General features: G+C 71.9%; 13 protein-coding genes. 9 read left to right on the forward strand and 4 right to left on the reverse strand.

Annotated elements, in window-relative coordinates:
• Positions 1-178: 178 nt before the first annotated feature.
• Complete coding sequence (locus ACFO0C_RS10055) at positions 179-988, reverse strand: IclR family transcriptional regulator (RefSeq protein WP_378066307.1); 810 nt, start codon at positions 986-988, stop codon at positions 179-181.
• A 99-nt stretch (positions 989-1,087) separates the two neighbouring features.
• Here ACFO0C_RS10055 and ACFO0C_RS10060 point away from each other — a divergent pair, with 99 nt between their 5' ends.
• From ACFO0C_RS10060 to ACFO0C_RS10090, 7 genes are read left to right on the forward strand one after another with little or no spacing between them, the layout of a single operon-like run.
• On the forward strand, positions 1,088-2,395 hold the full coding sequence (locus ACFO0C_RS10060) for an ABC transporter substrate-binding protein (protein WP_378066308.1): 1,308 nt from the start codon (positions 1,088-1,090) through the stop codon (positions 2,393-2,395).
• The gene (locus ACFO0C_RS10065) at positions 2,392-3,111 is read left to right on the forward strand and encodes an ABC transporter ATP-binding protein (RefSeq protein WP_378066309.1); all 720 of its coding nucleotides are present in this window, start codon (positions 2,392-2,394) and stop codon (positions 3,109-3,111) included. Before ACFO0C_RS10060 ends, ACFO0C_RS10065 begins: the two co-directional genes overlap by 4 nt.
• The gene (locus tag ACFO0C_RS10070) at positions 3,111-3,827 is read left to right on the forward strand and encodes an ABC transporter ATP-binding protein (protein ID WP_378066310.1); all 717 of its coding nucleotides are present in this window, start codon (positions 3,111-3,113) and stop codon (positions 3,825-3,827) included. Before ACFO0C_RS10065 ends, ACFO0C_RS10070 begins: the two co-directional genes overlap by 1 nt.
• Complete coding sequence (locus tag ACFO0C_RS10075; RefSeq protein WP_378066311.1) at positions 3,824-4,675, forward strand: branched-chain amino acid ABC transporter permease; 852 nt, start codon at positions 3,824-3,826, stop codon at positions 4,673-4,675. The genes ACFO0C_RS10070 and ACFO0C_RS10075 overlap by 4 nt, the downstream gene beginning before the upstream one ends.
• A complete protein-coding gene (locus ACFO0C_RS10080; protein WP_378066312.1) occupies positions 4,672-5,649 on the forward strand; it encodes a branched-chain amino acid ABC transporter permease in 978 nt (325 codons plus the stop codon). Before ACFO0C_RS10075 ends, ACFO0C_RS10080 begins: the two co-directional genes overlap by 4 nt.
• Entirely contained in the window at positions 5,633-7,096 is a 1,464-nt protein-coding gene (locus ACFO0C_RS10085) for an aldehyde dehydrogenase family protein (protein ID WP_378066313.1), read from the forward strand. The genes ACFO0C_RS10080 and ACFO0C_RS10085 overlap by 17 nt, the downstream gene beginning before the upstream one ends.
• Before the next feature lie 31 nt (positions 7,097-7,127).
• The gene (locus ACFO0C_RS10090; protein ID WP_378066314.1) at positions 7,128-7,391 is read left to right on the forward strand and encodes a hypothetical protein; all 264 of its coding nucleotides are present in this window, start codon (positions 7,128-7,130) and stop codon (positions 7,389-7,391) included.
• A 21-nt stretch (positions 7,392-7,412) separates the two neighbouring features.
• Here the strand turns inward: ACFO0C_RS10090 and ACFO0C_RS10095 are convergent, their stop codons facing one another.
• Entirely contained in the window at positions 7,413-8,438 is a 1,026-nt protein-coding gene (locus ACFO0C_RS10095; protein ID WP_378066315.1) for a Glu/Leu/Phe/Val dehydrogenase dimerization domain-containing protein, read from the reverse strand.
• A gap of 103 nt (positions 8,439-8,541) precedes the next feature.
• Here ACFO0C_RS10095 and ACFO0C_RS10100 point away from each other — a divergent pair, with 103 nt between their 5' ends.
• On the forward strand, positions 8,542-9,021 hold the full coding sequence (locus ACFO0C_RS10100; protein ID WP_378066316.1) for an Lrp/AsnC family transcriptional regulator: 480 nt from the start codon (positions 8,542-8,544) through the stop codon (positions 9,019-9,021).
• On the opposite strand, the gene ACFO0C_RS10105 is transcribed toward ACFO0C_RS10100, so the two are convergent.
• Positions 8,984-9,889 carry a class I SAM-dependent methyltransferase gene (locus ACFO0C_RS10105; RefSeq protein ID WP_378066317.1) on the reverse strand — a complete coding sequence of 302 codons (906 nt, stop codon included), beginning with the start codon at positions 9,887-9,889 and terminating at the stop codon, positions 8,984-8,986. The two genes, ACFO0C_RS10100 and ACFO0C_RS10105, sit on opposite strands and share 38 nt — an antisense overlap.
• A 10-nt stretch (positions 9,890-9,899) precedes the next feature.
• Positions 9,900-10,490, reverse strand: a complete 591-nt coding sequence (locus tag ACFO0C_RS10110) for an HAD family hydrolase (protein ID WP_378066318.1) — start codon at positions 10,488-10,490, stop codon at positions 9,900-9,902.
• A 57-nt stretch (positions 10,491-10,547) separates the two neighbouring features.
• Here ACFO0C_RS10110 and ACFO0C_RS10115 point away from each other — a divergent pair, with 57 nt between their 5' ends.
• A complete protein-coding gene (locus ACFO0C_RS10115; RefSeq protein ID WP_378066319.1) occupies positions 10,548-11,171 on the forward strand; it encodes a maleylpyruvate isomerase N-terminal domain-containing protein in 624 nt (207 codons plus the stop codon).
• The last annotated feature ends 261 nt before the right edge of the window (positions 11,172-11,432 follow it).

An 11,432-nucleotide genomic window follows, 5' to 3' on the forward strand; every position in this document is an offset into this window, starting at 1 on the left:
GACCCGTTCCACCCACTCGAACGCCATCCCCAAAACCGGAACACCACCGCCAGCCGTAGCCCAGACCGCTTTGGGGGGTGGGTTCGGGGTGTCTGGGCGACGGCCGGGGGCGCGGGCGTCGTTCAGGCGGCTTCGGGGGCGGGTTGGGGGTGTCTGGGCGACGGCTGGCGACCGGGGGTCAGCGGTAGCCGAGGCGGGTGCTGATCTCGGCGGTGCACTGGCGCAGCGGGCGTTCCAGGCGGGCCACCACGGCGTCCGCGCTGGTCGACCACACCGTCAGGTGCACCGCGATGTTGACCGCCGCGACCACCCGGCCGGTCCGGTCGCGCACCGGCGCCGCCACCGACCGCAGCCCCGACGCGAGCTCCTCGTCGTTCACCGACACCCCGGTCTGCCGGATCTTCGCGAGCGCCGCCATCAGCTGCTCCCGGTTGGTCAGCGTCTTCGGCCCGCGGCGGGCGAAATCGGTCCGGTCCAGCAGCTGGCGCAGCACGGCGGGCTCCTGGTGGGCGAGCAGCACCTTCCCCATCGACGTGCAGTACGCCGGCAGCCGGGAACCCACGTGCAGGTTCAGGCCCATGGCGTACGCGCTGGTGGCCCGCCCGCTGCGGCGCCGTTCCACGTAGACGATGTCGGCACCGTCGAGCACCGCCATGCTCACCGTGTACCCGGTCTCGTCGGCCAGGCTCTGCAGGCAGGGCGCCGCCACCCGGTTGATCTCGAGCGAGTTGAGCGCGGCGAAGCCCAGGTCGACCACCTTCGGCCCGAGCGAGTACTTCTTCGTCTCCGGATCCTGTTGCAGGTAGCCGAGCCGGGCCAGGGTCGACACGTACCGGTGGGTGGTGCTCTTGTTCAGCGCCACCGCGCGGGAGATGTCGGCGATGCCGAGCACCGGGTGGGTCTCGCTGAACGACGACAGGATCATCAGCCCCCGTTCCAGGGACTGGGAGAACGCGGTGCCGCTACCGGCTTCTTCGTCGACAGGCATGGCGCAGCCTAACCCCTCGTTCGAACTGTTGAAACGCTGTGTTGACCGGCGGGACGGTCCGCCTTAGTTTCTCGCCACCACTCTCCGCGGGAGGTCAACATGGAAACGCCCCCGTCATCTTTCGCTCATTTTTCTCGCCGCCGGCTGCTCCAGGGTGCCGGGCTCGGGGCTGTCAGCCTCGCGCTCGGTGCCTGCAAGGGAGCCGAGACCAGCGGCGGCACGGACACTTTGAAGATCGGTTTCGTCAGCCCGCGCACCGGGCCGGCCGCCGGTTTCGGCGAGCCCGACTCGTACGTCCTCGAACTCGCCCGCAAGAAACTGGCCGAGGGACTCACCATCGGCGGCACGAAGTACCAGGTCGTGGTCGTCGACAAGGACAGCCAGTCCAACCCGCAGCGCTCCGCCCAGGTCGCCAACGACCTGATCAACAGCGAGGGCGTCGACCTGATGCTCACCACCTCCACACCGGAGACCGTCAACCCGGTCTCCGACGCGTGCGAGGCGGCCGGCGTCCCCTGCGTCTCCACCGTCGTCCCCTGGCAGGCGTGGTACTTCGGCCGCGGCGCGAAACCCGGCCAGACCGACGCCTACAAGTACACGTTCCACTTCTGTTTCGGTGTCGAGCAGTTCCACAGCGCCTACACGCATCTGTGGCCGCAGGTGGAGACCAACAGGAAGGTCGCCGTGATGTGGCCGAACGACAGCGACGGCAACGCCATCCGTGCGTCGCTCGGCCCGATGCTGGAGAAGTCCGGCTACACGATCGTCGACCCGGGCGCCTACACCAACGGCAGCAACGACTACTCGGCGCAGATCGCCAGGTTCAAGGCCGAGGGCTGCGAGATCTTCTCGACGTTCCCGATCCCGTCGGACTTCGCGACGTTCTGGCGGCAGGCCGCCCAGCAGGGCTTCCGGCCGAAGATCGCGCAGGCCGCCAAGACCGGGCTGTTCCCGTCGCAGGTGGAGGCACTCGGTGACATCGGTGTCGGGGTGGCCAGTGCCGCCTACTGGACGCCGACCTACGGCTACACCTCGTCGCTGACCGGGATCGGCTCGCAGGCTCTCGGCGACGGCTACCAGCAGGCCGCCGGCAAGCAGTGGAGCCAGCAGCTCGGGCCCAGCCTGGCGCTCTTCGACGTGGCGGCGGCGGCCCTGACCGCGGCGGCGAACCCGAAGGACCGCAACGCGGTGGCCGCGGCGATCGGCGCGTGTGAGGTCGAGACACCGGTCGGCAAGCTGAAGTGGGGGAGTGGGCCGAACAGGAACGTGGTCGCCACCCCGATCCTCGGCGGCCAGTGGGTGCCCGGCACCGGCGCCTACCCGCTGGATTTCGTGCTCTGCGAGAACTCCTCCGACCCCAACGTCCCGGTCGCCGGGCAGCTCAAGCAGTACGGGACGCTCACGTGACGGTCCTGACGGGGACCGGTCTGCACAAGCGGTACGGCAACCTGCACGTGCTCGACGACGTCGGTTTCACCGCGGCCGCCGGCGAGGCGATCGGCATCGTCGGGCCGAACGGGGCCGGCAAGACCACCCTGCTCAACGTGCTCGCCGGGTCGGTCACCCCGGACTCGGGCACGGTCCGGCTCGGCGGCGACGACGTCACCCGGTCCGGGCCGCAGATCCGCTGCCGTAGGGGGATCGGGCGGGCACATCAGATCCCGCGTCCCTTCGGCGGTATGACCGTCCTGGAGAACGTGCTGGTCGGCGCCACCTACGGTGCCGGCCTGCGTGGCCGGGCGGCACACCGGCACGGTATCGAGGTGCTGCGCCGGTGCGAGCTGCTCGACCTGGCCGACCGGCGGGCCGAGACCCTCGGGCTGCTGCACCGCAAACGACTGGAGATGGCCCGCGCGGTCGCCACCGGACCGCGCGTGCTGCTCCTCGACGAGATCGGCGCCGGGCTCACCGACGCCGAGGCCGCCGAACTGGTCACCACCATCCGCGACCTGGTCGCCGCCGGGATCACGGTGGTCTGGATCGAGCACATCGTGCACGTCCTGCTCCAGGTCGTGGACCGGCTGATCTGCATGGACGCCGGGAAGGTCATCGCCGACGGGGAACCCACGGCGGTGCTGCGCGACGCGGTGGTCGTCGACGCCTACCTGGGGAAGGGACGCTGATGTCCCTCCTCCGGCTCGAGTCGTTGTCCGCTCGTCACGGCCTGCTGACAGCCGTACAAAATATTGATCTTGAAGTTGCCGAAGGCGAGACGCTCGCCCTCGTCGGGGCCAACGGCGCCGGAAAATCAACCCTTCTGCGTACGATCGCCGGCGCCCACCCACCGGCCGGAGGCCGCATCGCGTTCGCCGGAACGGACATCACCGGCGGGCCCGCCCACCAGCGGGTCGGGCTCGGCCTCGCGCTGGTCCCGGAGGGCCGGCGGCTGTTCCCCGCGATGACCGTCGCGGAGAACCTGGCCGTCGCCGCCCGCCGCGCCCGCCCCGGGGAGTGGACGCTGAGCAGCGTCTACGACGCGTTCCCGGCGCTGGGACCACTCCGTGACCGGCGCGCGTCGGCACTGTCCGGCGGGCAGCAGCAGCTCACCGCGATCGCCCGGGCACTGCTCACCAATCCGCGCCTGCTGCTCATCGACGAGGTGTCGCTCGGGCTGTCACCGGCCGCCGTCGACACCGTCTACGACACCCTCACCGGTCTGGCGAGCAGGCCGACGCTGGTGCTGGTCGAACAGGACCTGAACCGGGCCCTGACCGTCGCCGGCCGGGTGATCTGCCTGCTGGAGGGCCGGATCGTGCTCGCCGCCGGAACCGCGGACGTCACCCGCGAGCAGGTCACCGAGGCCTACTTCGGCTTGCGCTCCCCGAAGGCGGGCGCATGAGCTGGGCCAACGCCGTCCTCCAGGGCGTGTTCCTGGGCGGGCTCTACGCGCTGTTCGCCTGCGGGCTGTCGCTGATGTTCGGCGTCATGCGGATCATCAACCTGGCCCACGGCGACCTGGCCGTCCTCGGCGCCTTCGTGGTCTGGTGGATCGCGACCGAGGCCGGCGTGTCACCGTGGCTCGCGCTCGCCGCCGCCCTGCCGGTGGCGCTCGGCCTGGGCTACGTGCTGCAGAAGGTGGTGCTGACCCGCAGCCTGCGATCGGGTGAGCTGACACCGCTGCTCACCACGTTCGGGCTGGCCATCGTCATCCAGAACGCGCTGCTGCTGGTCTTCTCCCCGGACGTACGGTCGCTCGGCTCGGTCACCGGGTCCCTCACCACCGGCGGCTTCTCGCTGCTCGGGCTGACCGTGCCGTACCTCGGCCTGCTGATCCTGACCGTCGCGATCGGTGTCCTCGGCGGCCTCCAGCTGATGCTGGAACGGACCGGATTCGGCCGGGAGATGCGGGCCGCCGCCCAGGACCCGGACACCGCGGCACTCGTCGGGATACCGGCCGGGGCCGTCTACGCCCGGGCCACCGCGATCGCCGTAGCCACCGCCACCCTGGCCGGTACGTTCCTGGCGATCCACTCCACGATCGACCCGGCCAGCGGGCCCACCCAGCTGATCTTCGCGTTCGAGGCGGTCGTCATCGGCGGGCTCGGATCGCTGCGGGGCACCCTGATCGGCGGCCTCGTCCTCGGGATGGCGCAGACCATCGGCGCGCAGATCGACCCGCAGTACTCGATCCTCGCCGGCCACCTGGTGTTCCTGGCGGTGCTCCTCAGAAGGACGGTGACCACATGAGGGTCGTCAGATCCGACCGGTCGTCACGGATCGGGTCGGCCGTACTCATCGTGCTGGGGCTGATCCTCGCGACCGTGCCGCAGTTCTTCGTCGCGACCGTCGTGCAGCAGCTGACCAGCCTGTTCATCTTCGTGATCCTGGCGGTCATGTGGAACGCCCTCGCCGGGTACGGCGGGCTGGTCTCGGTCGGGCAGCAGGCGTTCATCGGGTTCGGCGCCTACGGGACGGTGTTCCTGGCCCAGCGCGACGTGCCGCCCTACCTCGCGGTGCTGCTCGCCGCCGTCGCCTCGGCCGTGCTCGCCGCGGTCCTCGCGCCGCTGGTGCTGCGGCTGCGCGGTGGGCAGTTCGCGGTCGGCACCTGGGTCGTCGCCGAGACCCTCGCCCTGCTCGTGGTCCTCGACCACAGCCTCGGCGGCGGCACCGGCATCTCGCTGCGAGGGCTGAACGTGTTCACCCCCGACGAGCGGCGCGCCTACACCTACTGGCTGGCGCTGGCGTTCCTCGTACTGCTGCTCGCCGCCGTGTTCGTGCTGCTCCGGAGCCGGACCGGGGCCGGACTGCAGGCGATCCGGGACGACGAGGAGGCCGCCGCCTCCCTCGGCGTGCGGGTGTGGCGGATGAAGGCCGGGCTCTACGTGCTCGCCGGGTTCGGCGGCGGGGCGGCCGGGGCGCTGATCCTGGCCAACACCCTGTTCATCGAACCGCGCTCGATCTTCGGGGTGCAGTGGACGGCGTACATGCTGTTCATGGTCCTGGTCGGCGGGCTCGGCACCTTCGAGGGACCGCTGCTCGGTGCGCTGCTCTTCTTCGGGGTGCAGTACTTCTTCGCCGACTACGACGCCTGGTACCTGATCGGTCTCGGACTCACCGCCGGAGCGTTCGCCCTGTTCCTGCCGCGGGGACTGTGGAGTCTTGTCCAGGTGCGGCTGCTCCCCGTCGGATACCATCTGCGACGCGATGGACCAGGCGATTGACGTGCGGCACCACATCGGCGGCGGCTGGGTGGAGTCCGCGAGCGGGCGTACGTATCCGAAGAACAACCCGTGGACCGGCGAGACGTTCGCCGAGGTGGCCGCCGGCGACGCGGACGACGCGCTCGCCGCGGTCGCCGCGGCCGACGCCGCCTTCGGAGGCTGGGCGGCGTCCCCGCCGATCGACCGGCAGCGGATCCTGCTGCGCGCCGCCGACGACCTCGACCGGGGGCGCGACGAGGTCCGCGGGCTGCTCGCCGCCGAGACCGGCTGCGGCGTCCACTTCGCCGGCGTCCAGCTGGACTTCTGCGTGAACCTGCTCCGGCAGGCGGCCGCTCTCGCGTACGCCCCGTCCGGCCAGATCCTCCCGTCGGACCTGGCCGGCACCCGGGCGCTGGCCATGCGCCGCCCGGTCGGCGTGGTCGCCGCGATCGCCCCGTGGAACGCGTCGCTCGTGCTCGCCGGCCGTGCCGTCGTCGCGCCCATCGCCACCGGCAACACCGTGGTCCTCAAACCCTCCGAGGAGGCTCCCTTCACCGGTGGGGCGTTCTGGGCGTCACTGCTCACCGAGGCCGGGCTGCCCGCCGGGGTGATCAACGTCGTCACGCACGCCCCCGGTGAGGCGGGGGCCGTCGCGGAGACCCTCATCGCCGACCCGCGGGTCCGGCGGATCAGCTTCACCGGGTCCACCGTCACCGGGAGGCGCATCGCCGAGACCGCCGGACGGCACCTCAAACGGGCCGTCCTCCAGCTCGGCGGCCACAACCCGCTGCTCGTGCTGGCCGACGCGCCGCTCGATCAGGCCGTCGACGCCGCCGTGTACGGGGCGTTCGTGCACAGCGGGCAGACCTGCATGTGCGCGCGCCGGATCATCGTCGACTCCTCGCTCTACGACGACTTCGCGGTCAGGTTCGTGGCCCGGGCCGCGGCACTGCCCGTCGGCGACCCCTCGGATCCGGCGACCGTCATCGGCCCGGTGATCAACGAGTGGGCGCTCTCGCTGCTCGAACGCCGGGTCCGGGAAGCCGTCGGCCTCGGGGCACGGCTGCTCACCGGTGGGGTCCCGGTGGGACGGTGCTTCCCGCCGACAGTGCTCGCCGACGTGCCCGCGGCGTCGGAGCTCGCCTTCGACGAGACGTTCGGGCCGGTCGTGCTGCTGGAGGCGGCCGACGGCGCCGAGGACGCGTTGCGGCGGGCCAACGGCACCGACTTCGGGCTCACCGCGGGCATCATCACCGGGGACCCCTATCGCGGCCTCGACCTGGCCCGCCGCCTCCGCGCCGGCATCGTCCACGTCAACGACCAGCCGGTCAACGACGAGCCCCAGATGCCGTTCGGCGGCGTCAAGGACAGCGGCGCCGGCCGTTTCGGCATCGGGTTCGCGGCCGAGGAGTTCACCGAGGTCCAGTGGGTGAGCGCCCGCCAGGACCCCCGCACCTACGCCTTCTGACCGGCTGGCGGTGGCTCACTACCCTGCCGGTGTGGTCAAGCTGCTCGGGGTTCCGGCGTTCGTCTGGGCCGGCCTCTGCCTGGTGCTCTCCGTCGTGTGGGTCTTCGTCTGGCCGTCCGGGCAGGCGACCGGCCTCCTGTGGTACGCGTTGCGCTGGGGCCACTCACTGACCTGGCTGCTCCTCGGAGTGGCCGCGGCCACCGCGGCCCTCGGGGCACCGGTGGCCGCGCAGCGTATCGCCTTGCTGGCCCTGCCCGCCTACGCCCTGTTCCTCTACGCGACGGTCACCGTGTAGGGAGCAGAACCCCGCCGGCCGTCAGCAGGCCGCCAGGGTCGAGACGGTGGGTTCGCCGATCAGGAAGCCGGCCAGCCGGGACGCGGCGGCCGCCGGGGTCGACGACGTCTCGCGGGCGGCGTCGAGGATGCCGGTGAGCGTGTCGCCGATGGCGGCGATCCGGGTCGCGACCTGCGCGGGCGGTTCCCGGTGCAGGTCGGTGGCGACCGAGTGGATGATCCCGCCCGAGCTGACGACCACGTCGGGTGCCCACAGGATGCCGCGCGCGTGCAGCAGGTCGGCGGTCGCCGGTTCGTCGAGCTGATTGTTCGCCGGTCCGGCGATCGCCGCGCAGCGCAGCGTGGGCACGGTGGCGGCGGTGAGAAGGCCGCCGCGGGCGGCCGGCACGAGCACGTCCACCTCCGCGGTGAGACAGCTTCGCGGATCGGTCCAGGTCGCTCCCAGAGATTCAGCGACGGTACGCCGTGAGCCGTCCACATCCGAGGCGAGCACGGTCGCACCGCCCGCCGCCAGCAGGTCCACCACGGCGGCACCGACCCGGCCGACTCCGAGGACGGCGAAGGTCCGGCCCGACAGCGACGGTGATCCGAAACGGTCAGCGAGGACTGCCTGGATCGCGGCGAGCACGCCCGCGGCGGTGGCCGGGGAAGCGCCGCCGTCGAGGCCGAGCACGTGGCTCGTACGCTCGCTGATGATCCTCATGTCGTCCGGTCCGGTGCCCATGTCGGGGCCGGTCACGTAGATCCCGCCGAGCGTCCCGATCACGTCGGCGACGTCGTACAGGACCGCCTGCCGGTCCACGGCCGGGCCGCCGGGCAGCACCACCACGGTCTTGCCGCCGCCGTTCGGCAGCCCGGCCAGCGCGGTCTTCGCGGTCATCGCCGCGGACAGGCGTAACGCGTCGTCGAGTCCGGCGCGCCAGTCGTGGTAGACGGCCAGGCGGCACCCGCCGATCGCCTGCCCGAGTGCGGTGGAGTGCACCGCGACGACGATCGGGAAGCCGGACCGGGTGCCGCGTTCGACCACGACCCGCTGGTGGATCAGCATGCGCGTCTCCCGTACATCTGAAGGGTTTGTCGTCTTGAAACTAGGAGGCGCGACCGGCCGGGAGTGATCGTGCCGAACAACGTTCGGCAAATAGTTCAGAATGATGGTCGTGGATGACATTGATTCGGCGATCGTGCGGGAATTGCAGGCGAACGCCCGGCAGACCAACCGCGAGCTGGCCCGGGCCGTCGGCGTCGCGCCGTCGACCTGCCTGGAGCGGGTGCGTCTGCTGCGTGACCGGGGGGTGATCACCGGGTATCACGCGGATGTCAGCCTCACCGCGCTCGGGCGCGAGGTGCAGGCGCTGCTGCACGTCCAGGTCCGCCCGCTCAACCGGGAGGTCATCGAGGGCTTCAAGTCGTACGCGTCCGGGCTGCCCGAGGTGCTGTCGGTGTTCGTGCTCGCCGGCGGCGACGACTTCCTCGTGCACGTCGCCGTGCCCAGCGTCGAAGGCCTGCACACCTTCCTGATGGACCGCTTCTCCGGCCGCCGGGAGATCGTCGGTTTCCGCAGCTCGGTCATCTACCAGCACCACCGCAACCGGGTCATCGATCCGCTGGATCCCGCCGGAAGTGCCAGATGATCATCGTCGGGAGGCCACCGGTGACCGCCTGCCACACGTGCGGGAGCAGGCCGGCCAGCGACCACGGCCACGCGTCCCACGGGCCGGCCTCCCCGCCGGGCAGATCAGGGCCGGCGTCCAGCGGCACGGCCGGGACCGCCCGGGGCTCGGCACACGACTCCACCCGGAAACCGGCCGGCAGCGCCGCACCCAGATAGTCGGAGGTCCGGTGCCGGTGCCCCGCCATCAGCGCCGGCCGCCCGTCGTCGAGCCGCACCCGCGGCACCGAACCCATCGCGATCCACTCCTGATGGACATCCGAGACCACCAGGTGGCCGCCCGGTCGCAGCACCCGAGCGAACTCGGCGAACACCGGTTTCAGATCGGCCACATGAGTCAGGGCGAGCGCGCACACCACCGCGTCGGCGTGCCCGTCCGGCACCGGCAGCGCCTCCAGCCGGCCCTCCCGGAACTCGGCCGACGGCACCCGCACACGGGCCCGGGCCAGCATCTCCGGCGAACCGTCCACCCCGATCACCCGGTGCCCCCGCCCGGCCAGCCACTCGCTGTGCCGGCCCGTGCCGCAAGCCGCGTCCACCACCACCCCGGCCGCGACCCCGGCCAGGATGCCGTGGACCGCCTCCTCCTCCGGCGGGAACAGCCCGTTGCCCGGCTCGTCATAGGTCCGCGACCACACCCGGTAGCCGTCGGTGGCCGGCACCCGCTCCGCCGCCACCGGTGGCACATCCCACTCGGCCATCGACAACAGGCGCCGCATCTCGGCCACCCGCGCCGCCCCGAACTCCGGCCCCGACTCCTCCACGAACGAGCGCAGCAGCGCGGCGCCCTCCAGCCCGAGAAGATACTCCAACGCCCGCTGATGAATCATGGATGGATTCTTATCGCTCCCAGGGCGGGGGCACACGCACATATCTCATGCCGGCCGCCTCGGCCGCCGCCACACCCAGCTCGGTGTCCTCGAAGACCAGACAATCGGCGGGGTCTGCGCCGAGCAGCCGGGCGGCCAGCAGGTAGCCCTCCGGATCCGGTTTCGGCCGGGCGTAATCCTCCGCACAGACCAGCGCCTCGAACCGGTCCAGCAGATCAAGAGCGGACAGCGACGCCGTGACCGACTCCCGGGTGCTGCCCGAGACGACAGCGAAGGGAATCCTCCGGTACGCCGCATCGATGTGTTCGAGCACACCGGGCACCGCCCCGATCTCCGGGAGCATCGCCTGGAACAGCTCCTCACGCCTCGCCGCGACCTCGGCCACCGGCATCGTCAGGCCCTGCAACGCGTTCAGATCGGTGATCACGTCGACGACGGTCCGCCCGCCCCACGCGTAGAAGAGATCCCGCGGGAAGTCGCCACCCCACTCGCCGAGCGCCGCCAGCCAGGCCCGGTGATGGGCCGGCATCGAGTCGGTGATGGTCCCGTCGCAGTCGAACAGATACGCCTTGAACTCGCCGTCCGGCAGAGGTAGCAGCACCCCGCGAGGTTACGGCCCGCCCCCACGGGGACACCGGTGGCGTGGCAGTTTGGTGAGATGGACTACCGCCGCACCTACCGCTCGGCCGCCATCGCCTTCGCCGACCTCGTCGCCCGCATCCCGTCGGACGCCCTCGACGGCCCCGGCCTCGGCGAATGGACCCTGCGCGACCTGCTCGGGCACACCGTCAGCTCGGCGCTGCGCCAGGTGCCCGCGGTCCTCGCCGAGCCCGCGCCCACCCTGCTCGTCCCGGCGCCCGAGGCCTACTTCGCGCTCGCCCGCGTCGCCCCCGCCGACCTGGTAGCGGCCGCCCGGGCGGCATCGACCGACGACGCCCGCGCCACCGGGGCCGCCCTCGGCGGCGACCCGGCCGGTGTCGTCAGCGGCTACATCGGCCAGGCCACCGCGGCCCTCGCCGGGGCGTCCGACGACGACGTGGTCGCCACCCCGGCCGGCGGGATGCGGGTGCAGGACTGGCTGCCCACCCGAACGTTCGAACTGGTCGTGCACGGTTCCGACGCCGCCGTGGCGGCCGGCCTCCCGATCGACTTCGACCTGGAGACGGTCGCCTCGACAGCGGCCCTCGCCGCCCGCACCGCCGCCGCCCTCGGCCAGGGCCTGCCGGCGATCCGCGCCCTGACGGGCCGCGCCCCACTCCCCACCCCCTTCTCCGTAGTCTGACGCGTCGCCCGTTCCGCCCTTTCTGACCTTTCGCCCTTTCGCCACGTACGACCCCTTCCGTGACGCCCGACCTTTTCGTAACGTCCGCCGCCGCCGCCGCCGCCGCCTCCGCCGCCTCCGCCGCTTCCGCCGCTTCCAATACGTCCGCGCCGCCGGCACGTCGCCCTCCGCGCCGCCGCCTCCGCCGCCTCCGCCGCTTCCGCTACGCCGGCACGTCGCCCTCCGCGCTGCCGGCACGTCGCCCTCCGCGCTGCCGGCACG

This window comes from Actinoplanes subglobosus (assembly GCF_042650585.1).
GTDB classification, from domain to species: Bacteria; Actinomycetota; Actinomycetes; order Mycobacteriales; family Micromonosporaceae; genus Actinoplanes; species Actinoplanes subglobosus.

Coding starts and splice junctions, on each gene's coding strand:
- ACFO0C_RS10055 (WP_378066307.1), bottom strand. CDS start 988: ATGCCTGTCGACGAAGAAGCCGGTAGCGGCACCGCGTTCTCCCAGTCC.
- ACFO0C_RS10060 (WP_378066308.1), top strand. CDS start 1,088: ATGGAAACGCCCCCGTCATCTTTCGCTCATTTTTCTCGCCGCCGGCTG.
- ACFO0C_RS10070 (WP_378066310.1), top strand. CDS start 3,111: ATGTCCCTCCTCCGGCTCGAGTCGTTGTCCGCTCGTCACGGCCTGCTG.
- ACFO0C_RS10075 (WP_378066311.1), top strand. CDS start 3,824: ATGAGCTGGGCCAACGCCGTCCTCCAGGGCGTGTTCCTGGGCGGGCTC.
- ACFO0C_RS10080 (WP_378066312.1), top strand. CDS start 4,672: ATGAGGGTCGTCAGATCCGACCGGTCGTCACGGATCGGGTCGGCCGTA.
- ACFO0C_RS10085 (WP_378066313.1), top strand. CDS start 5,633: ATGGACCAGGCGATTGACGTGCGGCACCACATCGGCGGCGGCTGGGTG.
- ACFO0C_RS10095 (WP_378066315.1), bottom strand. CDS start 8,438: ATGCTGATCCACCAGCGGGTCGTGGTCGAACGCGGCACCCGGTCCGGC.
- ACFO0C_RS10100 (WP_378066316.1), top strand. CDS start 8,542: ATGGTCGTGGATGACATTGATTCGGCGATCGTGCGGGAATTGCAGGCG.
- ACFO0C_RS10105 (WP_378066317.1), bottom strand. CDS start 9,889: ATGATTCATCAGCGGGCGTTGGAGTATCTTCTCGGGCTGGAGGGCGCC.
- ACFO0C_RS10115 (WP_378066319.1), top strand. CDS start 10,548: ATGGACTACCGCCGCACCTACCGCTCGGCCGCCATCGCCTTCGCCGAC.